The following is a 21,624-nucleotide window of genomic DNA, read 5'->3' as shown; positions in this document are numbered from 1 at the left end:
TTACGTCCGGACATGCGACCGGTTTCACGGCCGGTGACGCGGCCGGTTTTGCGGCCGGTCTCGCGGCCGGTCTCGCGGCCGGTCTCACGTCCGGACGCGCGGCCGGTCTCACGGCCGGTCTCACGACCGGTCTCACGACCGGTTTCACGGCCGGTGGCGGGTGCCCATGAGGACGCTCGCCTCCCGGTGCCGGCCGCGCACCCTCCGGGGCCGGCTCTCGCTGGTCGCGCTGACCACCGCCGCCCTGCTGATGGTGATCCTCACGGTCGCGTTCAACACCGTCGCGCGACGGCACCTCCAGCGCCAGGCGGACGACGAGCTGCGGACACGCGCCACCGCCGTCGCCGCGACGGTCGACACCAGCGGCGCCCGGGCACGTGTCCTGGAGACCCCGGGCGAGGAACTGCTCGACACGAACGTGTGGATCTACACGGCCGGCCGGCTCCTGGAGAAGCCGCCCACGGCAACCGCCACCGGCCCGTTGACCCGTGCGGCCGGCGAACTCGCCGCACGGGGCGGAACGCATTGCGCCACCGCGAGTGCCCACGGCCCGGTCCGGCTGTGCGCGCGGCCGGTGCCGGGCGACACCGGCGCCGCGACCGTCGTCACCGCCCTGGACCTGTCCCCGTACCGCGGGTCGGCCGACACGCTGCTGCTGTCGTCGTTCGCCCTGGACGCCGTCATGCTCGCCTGCACGTACGTGCTGACCCGCCTGGCGGTGGGGCGCGCCCTGCGTCCCGTGCGGACCATGACCGACCACGCCACCCGGTGGAGCGCCACAGCCTCCGACGAACGCTTCGGGAACGCCGCCCGGCCCGCCGAACTCGCCGGGCTGGGCCGGTCGTTGGACGCGCTCCTGGATCGCATCCGGGCTTCGCTGCGCCATGAGCGGCAGCTCACCCAGGAGTTGTCGCACGAGCTGCGCAATCCGCTCGCCCGGATCATCGCCGAGCTGGACTGGTGGCAGGCCGGGCCCCGCTCCGCCGAGGAGACCCGGGCCACGCACGGGGCCGTCGCGGACGCCGCCCGGTCCATGCGCACGATCTGCGACACGCTGCTCGACGACGCCCGCGACAGCGCGTCCTCCGCGCCGGGCACCAGCGAGGTCGTGCCCGTACTGCGCAGGCTCGCCGGCCTTGCCGTCACCGTGCGGCCGGGGGTGGAGGTCGTGGTCACCGGCCCGGAGTCGGGACTGGTGGCCGGGGTGCCGGACGGCCTGCTGGAGCGCATCGTCAGCCCCCTGCTCGACAACGCGGTGCGGCACGGGTCCGCGCGGGTCGGGATACGGGCCGACGCGCGCCCCGGGTGCGTTCGCGTGGAGGTCACGGACGACGGACCCGGCGTACCCCCGTCGTTCGCGCCGCAGCTCTTCCAGCCGGGGCGCCGTGCCGACCCCGGGGACGGACACGGCGGAGCCGGCCTCGGCCTGTCGCTCGCGCGACGCCTGGCCCGCTCCGTCGGGGGCGAGGTGCGCCACGAGGCGGCGCGGGCCACGGGCGCGACGTTCGTGGTCGGCCTTCCCCCCGGATGAAGGAAGCGGGGGCCGGCCCGGTCGGCGGAAGGCCCGGCCCCTGGACCGTCGGTGGTCAGCCCGCCGGAGGGGTGAGCCGGTCGGCGTCCGCGATGTCCCGGCGGGTGACCGACAGATGGACGACCAGGCCGAGGATGACCGTGAGGAACAGCGCGCTGGTGACGACGGTGCCGAAGCCCAGGCCACCGTCGCCGGTGGGCTGCGAGAGGTAGTCGCCGATCGAAGCGCCCAGCGGTCGGGTCAGGATGTACGCGATCCAGAAGCTCGGCACGGCGTTCAGGCCGAGCGCGCGGTGCGCGACGGCGACCGCGGCGATGGCGAGGCCGAACAGCAGGCCCGAGACCCGGTACCCGAGAGCCATGCGCTCGGCGACCAGGTCACCGGCGGCGGTGCCGAGCGCGAAGGTGAACAGCACGGCCAGCCAGTAGTACGCCTCGCGGGAGACCGTGTCGACGCTGTGGATGGACAGGGTTCCCTCGCGGCGGTACCAGACGAGGAAGGTCACGGCGAGGGCGACGGCGAAGACGGCGGTGCTGGTCTCCAGCGGCACGCCCATGTTGTCGGTGAGGTTGTCGCTGATCAGTGTGCCCACGACGCTGATCAGCGCCACGGCGAGCCAGTACACGCCGGCCCGGTAGGCCGTCGTACGGAACTGGACCACCAGGACCCCGGCCAGCAGCACGCTCATCAGGAGCGACACTCCGGTCAGGCCCAGCCCCAGCTTCTCGTTCAGCAGGTCCGCGGCGGTCTCGCCGACCGTGGTGCAGAGCACCTTGATGATCCAGAAGTACGCGGTGACTTCGGGCACCTTGTTCCAGTGCGGGCGGTGTCCGGGGGCGGCCGTGGCGCCGGTGCGGCCGTGCGCCGCGGGGCTCGGGGAGGTCTGTGATGTCTTTGAGGTCATGGCCCGACGGTGTCAGCGGAATCTTGAACGCATCCTGACTGCCGTACGCCCCCGGGCGCGGCGCTCGTTCACAGCGCCCGGCGGCGGATCAGCACCCCCAGCACCACCAGCCCGGGAAGCAGGGGAAGCCACACGGTGAGCAGCCGGTAGCCGAGAACCGTCGACGCCGCCGCGCCGCCGGGCGCCCCGGCGAGAGTGAGGGCCAGGGCGAGGGCGGCGTCCAGCGAGCCGAGGCCGCCCGGGGTGGGCAGCAGGACCGCCGCACTGCTCGCGGCGAGGTAGGCGAGGGCCACCCGGGCCGGGGGAAGCGGCAGGTCGATGGCCTGGGTGACGGCGACGACCACGGCGGCGTGCAGTGCGGCGAAGGCGAGCGAGCCGCCCCACAACGCGGCTGCCCGCGCGGGGACTTCGTGGACGGCGCGGACGTCCAGCAGCACGCGGCGCAGTGCGCGCCGCAACGGTCCCGCCAGGAGAGCCGTGGCGACGGCGGCCACCACCGCGGCCACCGCCCAGACGGTCGCGGTCCGGGCGGTGAGCGGCACCTGGGGCAGACGCAAGGCCCCGGGACAGGCCAGGGCGAGCCCACCGATCAGACAGCCGCGCACCGCGGTCCCGGCGCAGGCCTTGACGGCGAGGGCGGTCGCGGAGCGGGTGACGGGCAGTCCGCACCGGGTCAGGAACCGCAGGTTCACGGCGCCCGCGCCGAGCCCCGCGGGCAGTACGTGGTTGGCGGCGGAGGCCGCGAACTGCACCGCCACCAGTCGGCCGGCGGGCAGCGGCCTCGTCACCGCGCCCTGTTGCGCGAGCGCCGAGCACGCCCAGGTCGCGACGGTGGCGGCGGTCGCCACCAGCAGCCAGCCACGGTCGGCGACGGCCAGCCGGCCGGCTCCCGCCTCGATCACCGGCCAGTGCCGACGGGCCAGAATCCCGGCGCACGCCAGAACGAGCAGCGAAATCCCCGCGTGCCAGGACACCCGCCCTCCCCGCACGCCCCCGGACAGCCGCCGCCCGGCGGCCACCCCCGTGCGGTCGGCCGGCGCGGGGGGCGACGCCCCGCCCGCGCCGGACACCGGCTCGGACGGCGGCAGCCCACGTCCGCGGGAGACGGGCTCGACCAGCGGCACACCTCCCCCGCGCGTCGGCGAAGACCTGTCCGGCGGGACGGTCACGGGGTGCCGCCCCCCGCTCCCGGGGCGACGTAGACGTTCAGGCGACCGGCGCGATGCGGTGCCCAGTCGCGGGCGTACCCCGGCGGCTTGACGCCCGGTCCGGTCAGGACGGCGACCGGCATGTGCCGGGCGTCCCGCGTGATGCTCGCCCGGGTGGCGTTGGCGTTGTGGCCGGCGGTCGCCACGGAGGCGCAGCCGGTGTAGTAGGCGATGGGCACGGCCTGACGGCCGGTCAGCCGGCAGGGCGGCCGCACCCCGAGCCGGTGCAGCTCCGTCGCCGTCGCCGCCCAGCCGCGGTGCTCGTCGGTGGTGCGCCGCACCGTGTCCTGGAGGACCGCGAACTGCACGGCCACATGACCGGCGAGACCGAGGGCCACCAGGGTCACGATCACCGGTCGCCAGGGCCGGCCGGGGACGGTGACCAGGTGGACGAGGGCGTCGGCGAAGGGGATCGCGAGCAGGGCGTAGAACGGGAGCAGGAAGCGCGGGGCGGCGTATCCGATCATGAAGAGGTACGGGGTCGAGGCCGTCGCGGCGCAGGCCAGGAGCAGCAGGGTGGCCCCGGAGCGACGGGCCTTGACGGCGATCACCAGGCCGAGGGCCGCGACCAGCGGCAGGACGAACCACCACGCCGTCACCCCGGGACTCGGCATCCCCCCTGTGCACGGCCGGCACAGCGCGCGTCCGCCGAGGCTGCGCAGTTGGTCGCCGATGGCGATGTTCCAGCCGAGGCCGCCCTGGATGCGCGATCCGTCCGCGAGCCGTTGCCCCAGTCCGCCGTAACCGACGTACGCCTCGACGATCCACTCGGCGGCCCCGGCGAGCAGACCCGCCACGAGCGCGAGCAGCGGCCGGGCCCGACGCCACCGGGGGACGGCCACGGCGGCGACGAGCAGCGGCAGGGTGACCCAGACCGCGTCGGTGGGCCGCATCCAGGCCATCAGCGCGGCACTCAGCCCGACCCCCAGCGGCGCCGCCCGGTCCCAGCGGTCCGCCTGGGCGCGCAGGAAGCACCCCACGCAGACCAGGGCGCCGACCGCGACCCAGTAGTTGGGCATGGCCTGCGGGCCGTAGAAGAGGGTGACCCACAGCGTCGCGAAGAAGGCGCCCGCCACGGCGAGGACCCGTACCGGGAAGAGTCCGCGCCAGACGCGCAGGGCCACGAACAGGCCGAGTCCGGACAGCAGGGCGAGGTAGACCCGCAGCAGGGTGGTGGACGACGACCAGGAGGCGATCGGTGCCACGAGCAGGGAGACGCCGCGGGCCCGCGGCGCGCTGAAGAACGCGGCCGGGGCATGCGGGGAGACCTGGCTGACGTACACCGTCTCGTCCCAGCCGAGGCCCATCGCGGGGTGCACGAGGACCAGTTGGGCCACGGTGAACGCGACCGCCACCAGGGCGAGCGGGCGCGGGTCACCGGCGTGCCGGGACACACGGGCCGCTCTGTCCGGCGGTCCGTGCCGGCGGGCGCCGATGAGCGGGACGTTCAGGGTCTTGACCATCGTCCACCCTCCATCCCTACACGCTGTAGGGTTTTTTCACCCTACAAGACGTAGGGTGAAGGCGGGAGCCAGGGATTCTCGGACAAATTACCGCGACTCAGGGCAAGTCGCCGCGCCGGTCGGGCATCCGAGGGAGCACCCGGGGCGGTGTGCGCGAACCTGAAGCAGGGGGTACGCCCGCATCCGCACCCTCCCCAACTCCCCTACGCGCTGTAAGGTGACGGGCATGGCTGGCACAGGTCCCCACGGAAGGGCGGAGCGGCGTAGCGCGGGCGAGCTGGAGAGCGAAGTCCTCGCCGCCCTGTGGGCCACCGACGACGCGCTGACACCCGCCGAGATCCAGGCCGAGATCGGCGGCGGACTCGCGTACAACACCGTGCACACCATCCTCAAGCGCCTGTACGACAAGGGCCTCGTGCTCCGTGACGTGGACGGCAGGCGCGGCGCCTACCGGCCCGCGAAGAACGCGGCCGAGCTGACCGCCGAGGCCATGCACCAGGTCCTCGACCGCGGGCCCGACCCGATCGCGACCCTTCAGCAGTTCGTCACCGGGCTCAGCCGCCAGGAGGAGGAAGCGCTGCGCGACCTCCTCGGAGGGACCGGTCCGTGAGGGTCGATGTCTACGTTCCGCTCGCTCTGGCACTGCTCCTCGCGGGAGTCGCCCCGCCGGTGGGCAGGCGGGTGTCGCCCGCCCTGGCGGCCCGCGCCCTCACGGCGGCCGCGGCGCTGACCGCGGCCGCTTCCACCTGGGCCCTGCTGCTGCTCTCGATGACGTTGATCGACCAGGCGCCCGCAGTGATCGCCGAGGCCGGCGAGGAGGGACGGTCGCTGCCGGAGCCCGTCCCGGAGGTCGTCGCCCTCTTGGCGGTGGCAGCCCTCGGCGTGATCGCCCACCGGCTCCTCCACGTCGTACGAGCACACACCTCCACCCGCCGGATGATGATCAGGCTGTGCGAAGGGCACCCGCCGGACAGTGAGCTGGTCGTCGCCGCCTCGCCGACCCCGCACGCGTTCGCCATCCCCGGCAAGCCGGGCCGGATCCTGGTCACGGCCGCGATGTTCGGTGCGCTGGAGCCGGCCGAGCGGCGCGTTCTGCTGGCCCACGAACGCGCTCATCTCACCCACCGGCACGCGGCCTTGTCGACGACCGTCGCCCTGGCCGCGGCGGCGAACCCCCTGCTCGTGCCGGTGCGCACCACCGTCACCTTCCTGCTGGAGCGCTGGGCCGACGAGGAGGCCGCGAGCACCGTCGGAGACCGGCGCACGACGGCCCGCGCCCTGGCCCGGGCCGCCCTCGTCTCCCAGCGCGCCCGCACGGGATGCGGCCTGCACTTCTCCGAGCACGCCGTCACCCGTCGGATCGCGGCCCTGCACACCGCTCCGCTGCCCGTCGTCCGGTCGGTCGGCGTGGCCGTCCTGGCGCTCGGAGCCCTGCCCGCGCTGGGCGCGGTCGACGCGACGGGCGATCTGCTGCGCCTGCTCGCCGAGACACTGCCCGGCCTGTAGGAGGGCCGGGCCACCGTTCACGGCTCTCGCTGGATACGGTCGCGCTCATGACACCTTCCGAGACGGCCCGCCACGACCTGTCGCACGCCGGGCGGCTTCGGTTCGCGACGTTCAACGTGCTGCACGGGCTGCCGATGGTGGCGGGGAGGCCCGCTTCCGTCCCGGCCGTGAACGGGCCCGAGGCGCCGCTCGTCCGGGCCGTCGCGTCGCTGGACGCCGATGTGCTGGCGCTTCAGGAACTGGACCGGCTGCAGGAACGGTCGGGCGGGGTGGATCAGGCGTCGGTCGCCGCCGCGGGGTCCGGTGCGCAGCACTGGCGTTACGCGTCCGCGTTCCACGGCGGTCAGGCGGCGGGCGGCGGCTGGGTCCCGGACCCGTCCGGGCCGAGGCTGCGGGTGTACGGGCCGGGCGGGGCCGACGCCGCCCGCGGTGTTCCCTCGCACGGCATCGCCCTGCTGTCCCGGCTGCCCGTACGGCACTGGAGAGCGCGGCGGCTGGCCCCGGCGCCTCTCCCCATGCCGTTGCGGACGCCCGGCCGCCGGGGACTCACCGTGGCCAGGGACCAGCCGCGCGCGGTGCTGGCCGCCGTACTGGAAGGGCCTCGCGGGCCGTTCACCGTGGTGGCGCTGCATCTGTCGTTCGTGCCGGGCTGGAACGTCCGCCAGCTGCTCACCGTCCGCGCCTGGATCGCCGACCTGCCCCGGCCGCAGGTACTCCTCGGCGACTTCAACCTGACCGGCGCGATCCCGCGAGCGGTCCTCAACTCGGCCGGGCCGACCGGTCGCACCGGGCCCCGGCGGAACGGGCGGGAGAATTCCCTCCCGGTGCCGCGCGGCTGGCGGGACCTGGCCCGCACGCCGACCTATCCGGCGCACCGTCCCCTCGTCCAGTTCGACCATGTGCTGGCCACCGGAATCGAGGCGGGGGCGGCCGGTGGGGCACACGCGCCGAGTACGGCGATCTCGGATCACCGGCCCCTGGTGGTCGAATTCTCCCCGTGACCGCAGCGCGCGGCCGGGTCCGGTGCCCGCCCTGTCAGCGCAGCCGGGCGGCGAACGCGTCGTACGCCCGTTCGTCGAAGAGCACGAACCGGACCTCCTCGACATCGGTCTTCGCGGCGCGGACCGTCTCGACCGCGATCCGGGCCGCGTCGTCCATCGGCCAGCCGTAGATGCCCGCGGAGACGGCGGGGAAGGCGACGGTACGGGCGCCGAGCTCGTCGGCGACGCGCAGCGACTCGCGATAGCAGGACGCCAGCAGCTCGGAGCGGTCCTCCGCCCCGGCGTAGCGAGGACCCACGGTGTGGATCACCCAGCGCGCGTCGAGTTCGCCGGCGGTCGTGGCGATCGCCCGGCCGGTGGGCAGCCCCTTGCCGTAGTGGCCGGCGCGCAGCTTGCGGCAGTCGGCGAGGATGGCCGGGCCGCCGCGGCGGTGGATGGCCCCGTCGACGCCTCCGCCGCCGAGCAGCGAGGAGTTCGCCGCGTTGACGATGGCGTCGGCGCTCTGCCGGGTGATGTCGCCCTGGACCAGCGTGATCGTGGTCATGACTGTCTCAGCCTCCTCCAGACGGCCTTCGCCGCGTTGTGTCCCGACATGCCGTGCACTCCCGGCCCGGGCGGAGTGGCCGAGGAGCACAGGAAGACGGCGGGGTGCGGAGTGCTGTACGGGAACAGGGACAGCTTGGGCCGGAACATGAGCTGGAGTCCGGACGCGGCGCCGCAGGCGATGTCGCCGCCCACGTAGTTGGCGTTGCGGGCCGCGAGCTCGGGCGGTCCGGCGGTCGCGCGGGCCAGCACACGGTCACGGAAGCCCGGCGCGAACCGCTCCAGCTGGCGCTCGATCGCGTCGGTGAGGTCTCCGGTCCAGCCGCTCGGGACATGGCCGTACGCCCAGAAGACGTGTTTGCCCTCGGGGGCGCGGGAGGGGTCCATGACGCTCGGCTGCACGGTGATCAGGAAGGGCGCGTCGGGTGCCCGGCCCTCGCGCGAGGCGGCGCGCAGCGCGCTCCCGATCTCCGCTCGGCTCGCCCCGACCTGTACCGTCCCGGCGGCCCGGGCCTCCTCGGCGGTCCAGGGCACGGGTCCGTCCAGCGCGTAGTCGATCTTGAAGACGCCCGCCCCGTAGCGGTAGCCCTCGTAGTAGCTCCCGAATCCCGCGATGCGGGCCAGCGCCGTGGGCGAGGTGTCGAAGACGTACGAGCGGGCGGGCGGCAGATCGTCCAGGCGCTTGACCTCGTAGTCGGTGTGGACGGTGCCGCCGAGGTCCTTGAGATACGCGGTGAGCGCGTCCGAGACGGACTGGGAGCCGCCGCGTGCGACCGGCCAGCCCCGGGCGTGCGCGGCCAGCGCGAAGACCAGGCCGACGGCACCCGTGGCGACACCCTCCAGCGGGGCGATGACGTGCGCCACCAGGCCCGCGAACAGCGTCTTGGCCCGCTCGTCGCGGAAGCGGCGCATCAGCCAGGTCGACGGCGGCAGTCCGGCCAGACCGAAGCGGGCGAGGGTGACGGGATCCCGGGGCAGCGCGGTCAGCGGCAGCGACATGAAGTCGTGCGCCAGGGTGTCCCACTTGGTCAGGAACGGCGCGACGAGCCTGCGGTACGCGCCCGCGTCGCGCGGCCCGAACGAGGCGGCCGTCTCGGCGACAGACCGCGAGAGCACCGCCGCCGAGCCGTCGAGGAACGGATGTGCCATGGGGAGCTCGGCGTGCAGCCACTCCAGGCCGTACCGCTCCAGGGGCATCGCCCGGAACGCGGGTGAGTTGATTCCGAGCGGATGCGCCGCCGAACACGGGTCGTGCCGGAAACCGGGCAGTGTCAGCTCTTCGGTGCGCGCTCCCCCGCCCACTGTGTCGCGTGCCTCGAACACGGCCACGGAGAAGCCCCGGCGGGCCAGCTCCACGGCAGCCGTCAGTCCGTTCGGCCCCGCACCCACCACGACGGTATCGAGCATCGAAGGCACCTTCGGACTCCTTTGTCAGCCGACGGCCACTGAGGATCAGGATATGCCGGAGGACTGACGGCCTTGACGGCGCGGGGCGTTGGACGGCGATGCCGCGGAACCGCGCGCAGTCCTCCGGACGGGAACCGGAACCCCCGCGTGGACCACGGAACTCCCCTCAGGCCCCGGCCGCCACCTGATCGGGCCGCGCCGCCAGCAGGGCGACCACCCGGCGGGCCGTGGCCTCGTCCCGGGCGGCCGTGAACGGCAGCGCGTTGCCTCCCGTGACACGGAAGGGCTCGCCCCGGAGCGTCAGATGGGCACCGCCCGCCTCCTCGACCAGCAGCAGGCCGGCCGCGTGATCCCAAGCCGCCTCCCAGCTGAACGCGGTGGCATCCAAGGCACCGCGGGCGACGGCCAGATATTCCAGGCCGGCCGAGCCGCATGCGCGCGGGGCGACGCCCTCGACGCGCAGGCCGAGGAGCTCACGCTTCTGCTCGTCCGTGGTGTAGTCCGGGTGGGAGGTCGCGATGTCGAGGTCACGGCCGGGCTCGGGCGAACCGGAACGCAGGGGCACGCCGTCGAGAACGGCGCCCCGGCCCCGTATCGCGGTGGCGAACTCGTCGCGTGCGGGCGCGTACGTCCACGAGGCGTGCACCACCCCGTCCAGTGCGAGCGCGACCAGTGTGCAGAACCCGGAGTCGCCGTGCACGAACTGCCGGGTGCCGTCGACGGGGTCGACGATCCAGACCGGCGCCGTCCCGCGGATCGCGTCGTAGGTCGCGGGGTCGGCGTGCACCGCCTCCTCGCCGACCACGACCGAGCCGGGCAGCAGCGCGGTGAGGGCCTCGGTGAGGTACTTCTCGGCCAGGCGGTCGGCGTCCGTCACCAGGTCGTGCGGGCCGGACTTCTGGTCGATCTCGTGCGCGGCGAGCTGCCGGAACCGGGGCATGATCTCGGCGGCGGCCGCCTTGCGGATGGCGTCCTCCACGTCGGACGCGCGGTGCGCGAGAAACTCGTCGATGGTTTCGATGTCTTCGATCATGGCTCCATGACAGCACGCGCCACTGACAATCCCCACCCCTCCGGGGTACCGCGGGTGGAATCACCATGAATTCCCGGGGCCGTCGATCACTGACGACGGCCCCGCTCACGAGCGGCGGGAACCCATCACGGGCCCGTTGAGGGGTCACAGACACCCGGGAAGGCTCACAGGCGCCGGGAAGGGAACGCGCGGACCGCCCGGCACCGTGCCGCCGATGCCGGGCGGCGCCTCACCGTCCGACCGCGTACCCCTGCATCCCGCGCGGATTGGCCCCCGCCGACAGCACGCCCGTCGCGGGATCCCGGGCGACCGCGCACAGCCGCCCCTCGGACCAGGCCCCGGCGACCGTGACGTCGTGGCCCCGGCGGCGCAGTTCCTCGACCACCCCCTCGTCCGTGCGGGACTCGACGGTGAGGCTGCCGGGACGCATGCCGCGCGGGTAGAAGGAGCTGGGGAAGCCGTCGTTGTGCCAGTTCGGGGCGTCGATCGCGCCCTGGAGGTCGAGTCCGCCGCGCACCCGCGCGCGCAGCGCCACGGACAGGAAGAAGTGCGTCTGCCACTGGTCCTGCTGGTCGCCGCCGGGGGTGCCGAAGGCCATGACCGGCACACCGTCGCGCAGCGCGATGGACGGCGTCAGCGTGGTGCGCGGGCGGCGGCCCGGGGTCAGGGAATTGGGCAGCCCCTCCTCCAGCCAGGCCATCTGGAGCCGGGTGCCGAGGGGGAAGCCGAGTTCCGGGACGACCGGGTTGGACTGGAGCCAGCCGCCGCTGGGGGTGGCGGCGACCATGTTGCCCCAGCGGTCGACGACGTCCAGGTGGCAGGTGTCGCCCCGGGTGCCGCCGTCGGCCGCCACCTCGGGCTCCGCGGTCGCCCGGGCCACGGTGGGTTCACCGGCGCCCGGCACGGCGAGCGCGTCGAAGCCGGGCTCCCCGGCGGCGACCAGGCGCGCGTGCCCGCTCATCCGCGGCTCGCGGCCGCCCGGACTGCCGGGGCGCAGCTCGTACGACGCCTTGTCCCCGACGAGCGCCCGCCGGGCCGCGTTGTAGGGCTCCGACAAAAGGTCGTCGAGCGGTACCTCCGCCGCGTCCCCGTACCAGGCCTCGCGGTCGGCCATGGCGAGCTTGCAGCCCTCGACGAGCAGGTGGACGTACTCGGCGGAACCGTAGCGGGGCAGTTCGGGCGGGAGCAGCGCCAGCTGCTGGAGGAGGACCGGGCCCTGGCTCCAGGGGCCCGCCTTGCACAGGGTCCAGCCCCGCCAGTCGTACGTCGCCGGCGCCTCGTAGGCCGCGGACCAGCCGGCCAGGTCGGCGGCCGTCAGGGTGCCGGCGTGGCGCTCCCCGCTGGTGTCCATGGTGGGCCGCCCGGCCTGCCGGACCAGGGCTTCGGCGATGAAGCCGGAGCGCCACACCTCCCGCGCCGCGTCGATCTCGGCCTCCCGGTCCCCCGCACCGGAGACCTCGCCGAGCAGCCGTCGCCAGGTCGCGGCGAGCGCCGGGTTGCGGAACAGCTCGCCGGGGCGCGGCGGCCTGCCGTCCGGCAGGTACACCCGGGCCGAGGAGGTCCACTCCGTCTCGAACAGCGCTCGTACGCTGTCCACGGTCGCGCCGACGCCCTCCACGGGCGCGTGGCCGTCCTCGGCGTACCCGATGGCGTACTTCAGGACGCCGGCGAGCGGCTTGGTGCCGTGGTCGCGCAGCAGCAGCATCCAGGCGTCGAACGCACCCGGCACGGCGGCGGCGAGCGGGCCCGTACCGGGTACGAGGTCGAGTCCGAGTCCTCTGTAGTGCGCGATCGTCGCTCCGGCGGGCGCGACGCCCTGTCCGCACAGCACCCGCACCTCACCGCCCGCGGGTGCCAGGAGGATCGGGACCTCGCCGGCGGGTCCGTTGAGGTGGGGTTCGACGACGTGCAGGACGAAAGCGGCCGCGACGGCGGCGTCGTAGGCGTTGCCGCCGTCCTCCAGGACGGCCATCGCGGACTGCGAGGCGAGCCAGTGTGTGGAGGACACCATGCCGAAGGTGCCCTGGAGGGTGGGTCGGGTCGTGAACATGCCTGCCACCTTCGCGGTACGGAGCGATCAACCTCGGCCCCGACTATGACACTTGCCCAGAGACCGGCCTCAGGGCGGGCCGCACGGGCGCGATCAGCTCACGGGCGTCCACGCCGTCGTGCCCAACGTGTTCTCCGGACCGATGTCGAGCGGGTCCGGGAGCGCCAGGGTGACGACGCCCTGTCCCTTCCGCGGCGCCACGCGCAGATACGTGCCGTCCTCGGCCGCCATCCGCCAGTAGAGCCCCGCCCGGGCGCTCTCGCCCGGCCGGAGCGTGAAGGGCGCGGGGCCGGGATCCTCGGGCGCCATGGGCACCTTGTCCGTCCCCGCCACTCCGCGCACGCCGGTGATCGGGGCACCCTCCGGGCCGAGGACGCCGACGACGTCCGGGTAGCCGTCCACCGCGTACGGCCGCTTGCCGCAGTTGGTGAGGACGAGTGTCATGGCGCGCAGCCCCATGGCCGCGTCGACGGGACCGGTGCCGAGGCGCAGCCCGGACCGTGGGCAGCCGCCGCCCTGCAGGTCCGGCACGAATCCCGACGGGGAGGGCACCGCCACGGACGCCGGGGGTTCGGGCGGCTCGATGCGGAGAGGCCCTGACGCGTCGGTCCCGACCGCGCTGGGAAGCGGCGCGGCCGTACGTTCCGGGTCGCGCTCACGGTCGAGCTCGGCGCCCAGCCCGCACCCGCTCGTGACGGTCATCATCAGGCAGGCGAGGACGACCGGGCGAACCCACCTGGGCCTCGCGCGCCGGGCGCCGGCCGAGCCGGGGCCGGCCCCTCGCGGACCACCGGCGACGTCACCGCCGCGCGGCGGACCCACGGCACCCGCCCCGGCGCCGGACTTCTTCGGGCGTGTCGCGATCATCGGCAGATCATGGCACGGGTGCCCGGCGGACGGCCTCACTCCGCCTGACCTCGTGCCGTCACCAGGCCCGACTCGTAGGCGAAGACGACCAGTTGGGCCCGGTCGCGGGCGGCTAGCTTGGTCATGGCGCGGCTGATGTGGGTCTTGGCCGTCAGGGGGCTGATGACCATGTGCGCGGCGATCTCCTCGTTGCTCAGACCACGCGCGGCGAGCGCGGTGACCTCGCGTTCGCGGCGTGTGAGGCGTTCGAGGCCCGGTGCCGTGGCCCCGGTCGGGAGGCCGGGCCACGAACTCCCCGATCAGGGTGCGGGTCACCGAGGGCGACAGCAGCGCCTCCCCGCGCGCGACGACCTCGATGGCCTGGAGCAGATCGGCGGGCTCGGTGTCCTTGAGCAGGAAGCCGCTCGCCCCGGCCCGCAGCGCCTCGAAGACGTACTCGTCCAGGCCGTAGTTGGTGAGGATGACGACGCGTACCCCGGACAGCGCCGGATCGGCGGCGATACGACGGGTCGCCTCGATGCCCGTCATCACGGGCATCTGCACGTCGACCAGGGCGACATCCGGCAGCTCGGCGCGGACCAGGGCCACCCCCTGTGCCCCGTCGGCCGCCTCGCCCACCACCTCGATGCCTTCCTCCGCGTCCAGCAGAGCGCGGAAACCTGCGCGCATGAGGGCCTGGTCGTCGACGAGGGCGACCCTGATCAGGCGGTCCGTCCCGGCGGGCGCGTCCAAGCCGCTCATCGGGCCTCCTCCGGTGGGCCCAGGGGCAGTTCGGCCCGGACCGAGAAGCCGCCCTCCGCGCGCGGGGCGGCACGCAGGGTGCCACCGAGGGCGGTGACGCGTTCGCGCATGCCGGTGAGGCCGATGCCCGGTGTGGGCGGCCGGGACGGCCGGGCGATGCCGTCGTCGTGCACGCCTATCGTCAACTCGTCCGGGCTGTAATCGAGTTCGACCGTGACCTTGGCGGGGCCCGCGTGCCGGGCCGCGTTCGTCAGGGCCTCCTGGACGATGCGGTACGCGGCGCGGTCCACGATCGCCGTGAGCGGGCGTTCCTCGCCGGTCACCCGGAGATCGACGGCGAGTCCCGCGGCACGGGCCCGCTCCACCAGCAGCGCCGGTGTGCCGGTCGGCTCGTCGGTGCGCAACACCTCCAGCGTGGCGCGCAGTTCACGCATCGCCTCACCGCCCGCCTCCTGGATGGCGAGCAGCGCGGGCGGCACGTCCTCGCCGCGCTTGCGCGCCAGATGGACGGCGACTCCCGCCTGGAGTTTGACGATCGAGATGCTGTGCGTGAGCGAGTCGTGCAACTCCCGTGCGATCCGTAGGCGTTCCTCGCCGGCGCGACGCAGCGCCGCCTCCTCGCGGGTGCGTTCGGCCTCCAGGGCGCGCTGTTCGGTCTGGCGCAGATAGGCCTGCCAGTTGCGGTCGGCGAGGCCCGTGACAAGGGCGCACAGGAACCAGCCGGCGAGCAGCAGCGTCCGCTCCACGACCTCCCGCGTCTGCGGTCCCGTCGTCACGAATCCGGCGAGGAACACGGCGCTCGCCAGGGCCGCGACACCCCGGTGGCCGGCTCTGGCGGCCGTGTGCACCGCGCTCAGGACGGGAAGGGCGGACAGGGTGCCGGGGTGGGCGTGCACGACATACCCCGTCGTGGCGGCGGTGGTGATCGCCAGGACGACGCGCGGGGCGCTGCGATAGGCCGCGAGGGCGAGCGAGCCGACGGTGATCAGGGTGCAGTCGAGGGCGGTCGCGCCGCCCGCGAACACGGCCGCGGTCAGCACGAGGGCGCCGACCACGGCCGCGAGGGCCGCGTCGGTCAGACGCCTGCGGACGACCTGGTCGGGCTGCATGTCCGGCACTCTATGCGGCTGTTGCGACAGCCGCGTCAGACCTGTGGATGGATGCCCGGCTACTCCCGCTGGAGTAGCCGGGGCCGGGCACGGGGCCGGCCGGGGCAGTCCGAATCGCCTTCGGCCGTACGACGCCCTCGACACCTCGTCCGGGCCAGGGTTGCCGACGGCGGCCGATCGTCGGCAGCCGCCCGGTCCCCTCAGGAGGAACCCATGGCCATGTCCCTGCCCACCCCGTTCCGGTACACCACCCCGCCCCCGCGGAAGTCCGTCACGGGCGTGACCGCCGACGTCTACGCCCAGCTCGCCTCGGACTTCGGCATGGAGCGCCCGTCCACCTTCGTCGTCCTGTCCTCCGCGCCCGAACTCCTCACCGCCACCTGGGCGTTGATGCGGGAGTCGCTGATCGCCGGCGAGGGCGACCGGACCGGGAAGGAACTCGCCGCGCTCGGGGTGTCGCTGGCCAACCGGTGCCCCTTCTGCGTGGACGCGCACACCATGCTGCTGCACGCCACCGGGGACCACTCCCTCGCCGAGGCGATCGCTCGCGGAGAGACACCCTCCGACGAGGGGCACGCGCGCGTGCTGGCCTGGGGCCGGGCGAGCCGGACCCCCGGGGCTCCGGAGCTGACGCCGTATCCGTTCCCCGCCCCGCACGCCCCCGCCTACATCGGTACCGCGCTCACGTTCCACTTCATCAACCGGATCGCGTCGGCGCTGCTGACCGAGAACCTCCTTCCGGGCAATGCGCAGCGGTTGCGGGCGGTACGGAGTCTGGGCGGGCGCTCACTGGCCAGGACGGTGCGCCGCCGGCCCGCGCCGGGGGCGGGTCTCACGCTGCTCGACGCACCGGGTCCGGGGCCCGACTGGGCGCGGGGCACCGCCGTCGGCCCCGCCTTCGCCGCCCTGCGCGACGCCGCCACCGCGGGCGGAGGGCTGCTCGACGCGGCGGACCGCTCCCTCGTACGAGAGACGCTCCAGGGATGGGACGGCTCGCACCCGTCGCTCGCGTGGGACGGCCTTCCGGACCGTTCGCGCCCCGGTGCGCGGCTGGCACTGCTGGCCGCCCTCGCCCCGTACCGCATCACGGACGAGGACGTGACAGCCTGGCGCAATCCCTCCCATTCCGACCGCGATCTGGTGCGACTGGTGGCCCATGGCGCGTTCGCGGCCGTCGACCGCGTCGAGCGGGCGCTCCCGGTCCGCGTCGCGAAGAGGTCGCCGTGAGCCGTCGTGACCGCAGCGAGGCCTGCGGCAGCGAGGAGCCGATCAACAAGCGCCAGGCAAAGCAGACATTTCACGCCAGCGTCGGTCAAGCATCGCCAAGGTGAGTCACTGTCACCACACGGGCACGGAGCGAGTTGGCCCTTCCGCACCACAGCGTCTCGTGTGACACTGGCGTCCCGTCCGCAGTGCGGACCATCTCCGCACCATCCCCCACGAGAAGTGCGCTTTGGGTTCTCTTCCTCTGCCGCTCGCGCTCGCCGCGCGCCTGCTACCGGTCGCTCTGCTCGCCTCCGCGGGCTGGGCCCTGGCGGCCGGCCCGTCCGCCGCGACCCCCTCCGCCGAGCACGAACCGACGCAAAAGAAGACAACCGACTCGGCATCGGCCCCGTCGACCTCCGCGGCCACCAAGACGTACACCGCGTCACCCGCCCCCTGTGACGGCGTAGCGGACGCGACGATCAAGTCGCTGGTTCCCGGGGCCAAGACGGCCGGCCAGGAGATCGCGTCGACCGACAAGGCCGTGCGCCGCACCTGCTCGTGGAACGCGCTGGAGGGCTTCGACTACCGCTGGCTCGACGTCTCGTACGAGATCAAGGCCTCGGACGCCGCGGCGGAGAAGGCCTACAAGGACCGCGTCGCGGACAAGAGCGGCGGCGGGGCGGTGCCCGGTCTCGGCGACTCCGCCTACTCCGTCGTCAATCTCAGCACCGAGGACAAGCAGCAGACCCGCGAAGGTGTGGTGATCGTCCAGGCGTCCAACGCCCTGGTGGTCATCACGTACAACGGCAGCGACTTCGAGACCAAGAAGGCGCCCGGCACCGCCGAGATCAACAAGGGTGCCATCAAGGCGGCCAAGGAGGCGACGGCGGCGCTGAAGGACGGCCAGAAGACCTGACCGTCCTCCGGTCCCGCCGTCAGACCGCGGCCCTGTCCTTCCCGCGGAGCAGCATCAGCACCAGGTACAGCGCCATCGACGTGCCGAGCCCGACCGCCCACCCGTAGTCGGCGAGCGACTCCAGCGCCGGGACGGGCCGACCGTCGATCAGCGGGTGGAAGTCAGCGCCGCCGACGGCCAGGACGCCGCCGGTGACGAACGCGACCACGGCCCGCCAGTTCCAGCCGCCGTCGTACCAGTAGCGGCCGCCCGTGCGGTACAGGTCGGCGAGGTCGAGCTTGGTGCGGCGCAGGATCCAGTAGTCGGCGATGAGGATGCCGGCGACCGTGCCGAGCAGACCGCCGACCAGTCCGAGCCAGGTGAAGATGTAGCCCTGCGGGTCGGAGTACAGCTTCCACGGGAAGATCAGCACACCGAGGACGCAGGTGGCGAGCGCGCCGGTACGGAAGTTGATCTTCCGGGGCGCGATGTTGGAGAAGTCGAAGGCCGGGGAGACCAGATTGGCCGCGATGTTCACGGACAGCGTCGCGATCAGCACGGTGACCAGCGCGAAGAGGATGCCGAAGACGTTGTCCGCCTTGGCGGCCAGCTGGACCGGGTCCCAGATGGCCTCGCCGTACACCGCCTGCGAACCCGAGGTGACCATGACGGACAGGAAGGCGAAGAGCGTCATGGTGGTGGGCAGGCCGAGCGCCTGACCCCAGGTCTGCGCCTTCTGGCTCTTGCCGTACCGGGTGAAGTCCGGGATGTTCAGCGACAGGGTGGACCAGAAGCCGATCATGCCCATCAGCGAGGGCCAGAACAGCTTCCAGAAGTCTCCGCCCCAGCCGAGCTTCGACGGCTGGTCGAGCAGCGGTCCGAAGCCCCCGGCCTTGCTGCTCATCCACCACAGCATCACGCCGGCGCCGACGAGAACGAAGGGCGCCGCCCAGTTCTCGAACCGGCGGATGGTCTCCATTCCCCGGTAGATGATGGCGACCTGGAGTGCCCAGAAGATCGCGAACGACAGCCACATGGTCCAGGCGTGGCCGCCGATCTGCGAGGCGTTCTTCCAGCTGTCGCCGAAGAGTTTGCCCGCGAGGAAGTAGATCGCCTCGCCGCCGATCCAGGTCTGGATGCCGAACCAGCCGCACGCCACCAACGCCCTGACGACAGCGGGGAGGTTGGCCCCGCGGACCCCGAAGGAGGCGCGGGCGAAGACCGGGAAGGGTATGCCGTACTTCGGCCCCGCGTGCCCGGTGAGCAGCATCGGGACCAGCACGATCAGGTTGGCGAGCGCGATGGTGAGGACGGCCTGCTTCCAGTCCATGCCGACGGCTATGAGACCCGAAGCCAGCGTCCAGGAAGCGGTGTTGTGGGCCATGCCGACCCAGAGGGCCGAGAAGTTGTACGTGGTCCAGGTGCGCTTCTCGACCGGAACCGGCAGCAGGTCTTCGTTGGCGTAGGGACCGCTCGGCGCGGGCGCGTCGGGCGCGATCTCCACCCGGCCGTCGGGCAGGGTGACTTGTCGGACGGGCGGGCTGTCCGGGGGGACGGTTTCTGTCATGAGCAGGCCAATCAATGAGGAGTGACGGGAAAGGCCGTGCGGGACAACTTGGGGGGTGCGCGGGGAGCGCCCTGGTCCCCTTCCCGGGACGGCGGGAAGGGGAGAACTGGGGGACCTTCGACTACTGGCCGTTGACACCCGGGATGACCTGCGTCCCGTACGCGTCGATGGTGGCCTCCTGCGCGTCGTGCATGTCGTACACCGCGAACTGGTCGACGCCCAGCTCACGCAGCGCGTTCAGCTTCTCGATGTGCCGCTCGGCCGTGCCGATCAGGCAGAACCGGTCGACGATCTCGTCGGGCACGAACGCGGTGTCGGGGTTGTCGGCGCGCCCGTGGTGCGAGTAGTCGTAGCCCTCACGGGACTTGATGTACTCGGTGAGTTCGTCGGGAACCGCGGCCGAGTGCTCGCCGTACTTGGAGACCAGGTCGGCGACGTGGTTGCCGACCATGCCGCCGAACCAGCGGCACTGCTCGCGCGCGTGGGCGAGCGCCTCGGGCGAGTCGTCCTCGGTGATGTACGCGGGAGCGGCCACGCAGATCTTCACCTCGGAGGGGTCACGCCCGGCCCCGGCCGCCGCGTCCTTGACAGCCTTGACCATGTACTCCGTCAGGTAGAGGTCGGCGAGCTGGAGGATGAAGCCGTCGGCCTCCTCGCCGGTCATCTTGAGGGCCTTCGGGCCGTACGCGGCCATCCAGACGGGCAGTTCGGCACCCGGCTTGACCCACGGGAACCTGATGACCGTGCCGCCGAGGTCGGCCTCGTCGCCCCGGCCGAGGGCGCGGATGACCTTCATCGCACCGCTTATGCGGGCGAGCGTGTTGGGCTTGCGCCCGGCGACGCGCATCGCCGAGTCGCCGCGTCCGATCCCGCACACCGTGCGGTTGCCGTACATGTCGTTGAGCGTCGCGAAGGTGGAGGCGGTGACCTCCCAGGTACGGGTGCCCGGGTTGGTGACCATCGGGCCGACCGTCAGCTTCTCGGTGTTGGCGAGAATCTGACTGTAGATCACAAAGGGTTCCTGCCAGAGCACGGCCGAGTCGAAGGTCCAGCCGTACGTGAAGCCGTTGGCCTCGGCCCGCTTCATCAGCTCGATGACGCGGGAGGCCGGGGGGTCTGTCTGCAGGACGAGTCCGAAGTCCATTGGCGCCACTCCTGGTCGCTCAGAGAAGGTACTGACAGGTGGAACGGGGGGTGTAGACGCCGTGGCCCGCGCGTCCGGTGAACTCCCGCTCGGTGATGACCGCTTCGCCGCGAGAGAGCACGGTCTCGACCCGTCCGGTGACGCGCTTGCCCTCGTACGCCGAGTAGTCGACGTTCATGTGGTGGGTCTCGACCGACATGATCTGCTCGGCGTGCGGGTCGTAGATGACGACGTCGGCGTCGGCACCCGGCGCGATGGTGCCCTTCTTCGGGTACAGGCCGAACATCCGGGCCGGCGTGGCACAGGCGATCTCGATCCAGCGGCGGCGGGAGATGTGACCGTCGACGACGGCCTGGTGCAGCAGGTCCATGCGGTTCTCGACGCCGGGGAGGCCGTTGGGGATCTTCGAGAAGTCACCGCGGCCGAGTTCCTTCTGGCCGACGAAGCAGAACGGGCAGTGGTCGGTCGACACGACCTGGAGGTCGTTGGTGCGCAGGCCACGCCACAGGGCCGCCTGGTGCTCCTTGGGCCGAAGGGGCGTACTGCACACGTACTTCGATCCCTCGAAGTCCGGTTCCGCGAGGTTGTCGGTCGACAGGAACAGGTACTGGGGGCAGGTCTCGCCGAAGACGTTCAGGCCCTCGTCACGGGCGCGGGCGATTTCGGCGACGGCCTCGGTCGCCGAGACGTGCACGACGTAGAGCGGGGCGCCCGCGACCTGGGCGAGCTTGATGGCGCGGTGGGTGGCCTCGGCCTCCAGGAGCGCCTTGCGCACCTCTCCGTGGTAGCGCGGGTCGGTCTCGCCGCGGGCCAGCGCCTGTTCGACGAGCACGTCGATCGCGATGCCGTTCTCGGCGTGCATCATGATCAGGCCGCCGTTCTCGGCGGAGCGCTGCATGGCGCGCAGGATCTGGCCGTCGTCGCTGTAGAAGACGCCCGGGTAGGCCATGAACTGCTTGAAGGAGGTGACACCCTCCTCGACCAGCAGGTCCATCTCCTTGAGCGTCTCCTGGTTGACGTCGGAGACGATCATGTGGAAGGCGTAGTCGATGGCGCAGTTGCCGTCGGCCTTGGCGTTCCAGGCGTCGAGGCCCTCACGCAGGGAATGGCCCACGCTCTGGACGGCGAAGTCGATGATGGTGGTGGTGCCGCCCCAGGCGGCGGCCCGGGTGCCGGTCTCGAAGGTGTCGGAGGCGAAGGTGCCGCCGAAGGGCAGCTCCATGTGGGTGTGGGCGTCGACGCCGCCCGGGATGACGTATTTGCCGGTGGCGTCGATGGTGCGCTCGGCCGTCCACGACTCGGCCGCGGGCGTTCCCGTCGCGGCGAGGGCGGCGATCCGGCCGTCCTCGATCAGGACGTCGGCGTGGATCTCGTCGGACGCGGTGATGACGAGACCACCACGGATGACGGTACGGCTCATGCTCCCTCTCCTTCCGGTCGTGCGTGCAC

Annotated in this window: 17 protein-coding genes and 2 pseudogenes; 6 read left to right on the top strand and 13 right to left on the bottom strand. The window is 72.9% G+C overall.

From position 1 onward, the window contains the following. The first annotated feature begins 166 nt into the window (after nt 1-166). Nucleotides 167-1,531, top strand: a complete 1,365-nt coding sequence (locus tag OG788_RS34860; protein ID WP_406375049.1) for a sensor histidine kinase — start codon at nt 167-169, stop codon at nt 1,529-1,531. Nucleotides 1,532-1,586: 55 nt separating this feature from the next. Here the strand turns inward: OG788_RS34860 and OG788_RS34855 are convergent, their stop codons facing one another. The 3 genes from OG788_RS34855 to OG788_RS34845 form a co-directional block, all read right to left on the bottom strand. Continuing rightward, complete coding sequence (locus tag OG788_RS34855) at nt 1,587-2,435, bottom strand: hypothetical protein (protein ID WP_406375048.1); 849 nt, start codon at nt 2,433-2,435, stop codon at nt 1,587-1,589. Nucleotides 2,436-2,503: 68 nt separating this feature from the next. After that, on the bottom strand, nt 2,504-3,409 hold the full coding sequence (locus tag OG788_RS34850) for a lysylphosphatidylglycerol synthase domain-containing protein (protein WP_406375047.1): 906 nt from the start codon (nt 3,407-3,409) through the stop codon (nt 2,504-2,506). 191 nt (nt 3,410-3,600) lie between these two features. Continuing rightward, nucleotides 3,601-5,106 carry a hypothetical protein gene (locus OG788_RS34845; RefSeq protein WP_406375046.1) on the bottom strand — a complete coding sequence of 502 codons (1,506 nt, stop codon included), beginning with the start codon at nt 5,104-5,106 and terminating at the stop codon, nt 3,601-3,603. Nucleotides 5,107-5,332: 226 nt separating this feature from the next. On the opposite strand from OG788_RS34845, the gene OG788_RS34840 reads away from it, so the two are divergent. The 3 genes from OG788_RS34840 to OG788_RS34830 are packed head-to-tail and all read left to right on the top strand — an operon-like array spanning nt 5,333 to nt 7,613. Beyond that, complete coding sequence (locus OG788_RS34840; protein ID WP_351547276.1) at nt 5,333-5,716, top strand: BlaI/MecI/CopY family transcriptional regulator; 384 nt, start codon at nt 5,333-5,335, stop codon at nt 5,714-5,716. Continuing rightward, on the top strand, nt 5,713-6,612 hold the full coding sequence (locus OG788_RS34835; RefSeq protein ID WP_406375045.1) for a M48 family metalloprotease: 900 nt from the start codon (nt 5,713-5,715) through the stop codon (nt 6,610-6,612). Before OG788_RS34840 ends, OG788_RS34835 begins: the two co-directional genes overlap by 4 nt. A 47-nt stretch (nt 6,613-6,659) precedes the next feature. Next, nucleotides 6,660-7,613, top strand: a complete 954-nt coding sequence (locus OG788_RS34830; RefSeq protein WP_406375044.1) for an endonuclease/exonuclease/phosphatase family protein — start codon at nt 6,660-6,662, stop codon at nt 7,611-7,613. A 34-nt stretch (nt 7,614-7,647) separates the two neighbouring features. Here OG788_RS34830 and OG788_RS34825 read toward each other — a convergent pair whose 3' ends face one another. The 7 genes and pseudogenes from OG788_RS34825 to OG788_RS34795 form a co-directional block, all read right to left on the bottom strand. Next, a complete protein-coding gene (locus OG788_RS34825; protein WP_406375043.1) occupies nt 7,648-8,157 on the bottom strand; it encodes an O-acetyl-ADP-ribose deacetylase in 510 nt (169 codons plus the stop codon). Then, complete coding sequence (locus OG788_RS34820) at nt 8,154-9,563, bottom strand: phytoene desaturase family protein (RefSeq protein WP_406375042.1); 1,410 nt, start codon at nt 9,561-9,563, stop codon at nt 8,154-8,156. The genes OG788_RS34825 and OG788_RS34820 overlap by 4 nt, the downstream gene beginning before the upstream one ends. A 166-nt stretch (nt 9,564-9,729) precedes the next feature. After that, nucleotides 9,730-10,596: an inositol monophosphatase family protein gene (locus OG788_RS34815; protein ID WP_351547261.1), complete on the bottom strand. Its 867-nt coding sequence runs from the start codon at nt 10,594-10,596 to the stop codon at nt 9,730-9,732. Between the two features lie 229 nt (nt 10,597-10,825). Further along, nucleotides 10,826-12,646: a gamma-glutamyltransferase family protein gene (locus OG788_RS34810; RefSeq protein ID WP_406375041.1), complete on the bottom strand. Its 1,821-nt coding sequence runs from the start codon at nt 12,644-12,646 to the stop codon at nt 10,826-10,828. A gap of 93 nt (nt 12,647-12,739) precedes the next feature. Further along, nucleotides 12,740-13,141, bottom strand: a pseudogene (locus OG788_RS34805) (DUF4232 domain-containing protein); the annotation flags it as partial. A 407-nt stretch (nt 13,142-13,548) separates the two neighbouring features. Further along, nucleotides 13,549-14,218, bottom strand: a pseudogene (locus OG788_RS34800) (response regulator). Between the two features lie 32 nt (nt 14,219-14,250). After that, nucleotides 14,251-15,363 carry a sensor histidine kinase gene (locus OG788_RS34795; protein ID WP_406375040.1) on the bottom strand — a complete coding sequence of 371 codons (1,113 nt, stop codon included), beginning with the start codon at nt 15,361-15,363 and terminating at the stop codon, nt 14,251-14,253. 225 nt (nt 15,364-15,588) lie between these two features. Between OG788_RS34795 and OG788_RS34790 the strand changes: the two genes are divergently transcribed. Beyond that, the gene (locus OG788_RS34790) at nt 15,589-16,590 is read left to right on the top strand and encodes a carboxymuconolactone decarboxylase family protein (protein WP_406376925.1); all 1,002 of its coding nucleotides are present in this window, start codon (nt 15,589-15,591) and stop codon (nt 16,588-16,590) included. Between the two features lie 226 nt (nt 16,591-16,816). Then, the gene (locus OG788_RS34785; RefSeq protein WP_351547242.1) at nt 16,817-17,485 is read left to right on the top strand and encodes a hypothetical protein; all 669 of its coding nucleotides are present in this window, start codon (nt 16,817-16,819) and stop codon (nt 17,483-17,485) included. Between the two features lie 19 nt (nt 17,486-17,504). Here the strand turns inward: OG788_RS34785 and OG788_RS34780 are convergent, their stop codons facing one another. The 3 genes from OG788_RS34780 to hydA all read right to left on the bottom strand — a co-directional run bounded on the left by OG788_RS34780 (nt 17,505) and on the right by hydA (nt 21,595). Continuing rightward, entirely contained in the window at nt 17,505-19,031 is a 1,527-nt protein-coding gene (locus tag OG788_RS34780; RefSeq protein ID WP_406375039.1) for an NCS1 family nucleobase:cation symporter-1, read from the bottom strand. A gap of 121 nt (nt 19,032-19,152) precedes the next feature. After that, nucleotides 19,153-20,175, bottom strand: a complete 1,023-nt coding sequence (locus OG788_RS34775; RefSeq protein WP_351547236.1) for a TIGR03842 family LLM class F420-dependent oxidoreductase — start codon at nt 20,173-20,175, stop codon at nt 19,153-19,155. A 19-nt stretch (nt 20,176-20,194) separates the two neighbouring features. Further along, nucleotides 20,195-21,595, bottom strand: coding sequence for a dihydropyrimidinase (gene hydA, locus OG788_RS34770; RefSeq protein WP_356755996.1), 1,401 nt, complete (start codon nt 21,593-21,595; stop codon nt 20,195-20,197). Between the last annotated feature and the right edge of the window lie 29 nt (nt 21,596-21,624).

The organism is Streptomyces sp. NBC_00647, assembly GCF_045207245.1.
GTDB lineage: Bacteria > Actinomycetota > Actinomycetes > Streptomycetales > Streptomycetaceae > Streptomyces.
Note: the sequence above shows the minus strand (reverse complement) of the source record. Positions and strands in the feature narration are given on the sequence as shown.

Excerpts from the sequence above, each read along its gene's own strand:
- OG788_RS34860 (WP_406375049.1), top strand. The coding sequence starts at position 167 with ATGAGGACGCTCGCCTCCCGGTGCCGGCCGCGCACCCTCCGGGGCCGG.
- OG788_RS34855 (WP_406375048.1), bottom strand. The coding sequence starts at position 2,435 with ATGACCTCAAAGACATCACAGACCTCCCCGAGCCCCGCGGCGCACGGC.
- OG788_RS34845 (WP_406375046.1), bottom strand. The coding sequence starts at position 5,106 with ATGGTCAAGACCCTGAACGTCCCGCTCATCGGCGCCCGCCGGCACGGA.
- OG788_RS34840 (WP_351547276.1), top strand. The coding sequence starts at position 5,333 with ATGGCTGGCACAGGTCCCCACGGAAGGGCGGAGCGGCGTAGCGCGGGC.
- OG788_RS34830 (WP_406375044.1), top strand. The coding sequence starts at position 6,660 with ATGACACCTTCCGAGACGGCCCGCCACGACCTGTCGCACGCCGGGCGG.
- OG788_RS34825 (WP_406375043.1), bottom strand. The coding sequence starts at position 8,157 with ATGACCACGATCACGCTGGTCCAGGGCGACATCACCCGGCAGAGCGCC.
- OG788_RS34820 (WP_406375042.1), bottom strand. The coding sequence starts at position 9,563 with ATGCTCGATACCGTCGTGGTGGGTGCGGGGCCGAACGGACTGACGGCT.
- OG788_RS34815 (WP_351547261.1), bottom strand. The coding sequence starts at position 10,596 with ATGATCGAAGACATCGAAACCATCGACGAGTTTCTCGCGCACCGCGCG.
- OG788_RS34810 (WP_406375041.1), bottom strand. The coding sequence starts at position 12,646 with ATGTTCACGACCCGACCCACCCTCCAGGGCACCTTCGGCATGGTGTCC.
- OG788_RS34795 (WP_406375040.1), bottom strand. The coding sequence starts at position 15,363 with ATGCAGCCCGACCAGGTCGTCCGCAGGCGTCTGACCGACGCGGCCCTC.
- OG788_RS34780 (WP_406375039.1), bottom strand. The coding sequence starts at position 19,031 with ATGACAGAAACCGTCCCCCCGGACAGCCCGCCCGTCCGACAAGTCACC.
- OG788_RS34775 (WP_351547236.1), bottom strand. The coding sequence starts at position 20,175 with ATGGACTTCGGACTCGTCCTGCAGACAGACCCCCCGGCCTCCCGCGTC.
- hydA (WP_356755996.1), bottom strand. The coding sequence starts at position 21,595 with ATGAGCCGTACCGTCATCCGTGGTGGTCTCGTCATCACCGCGTCCGAC.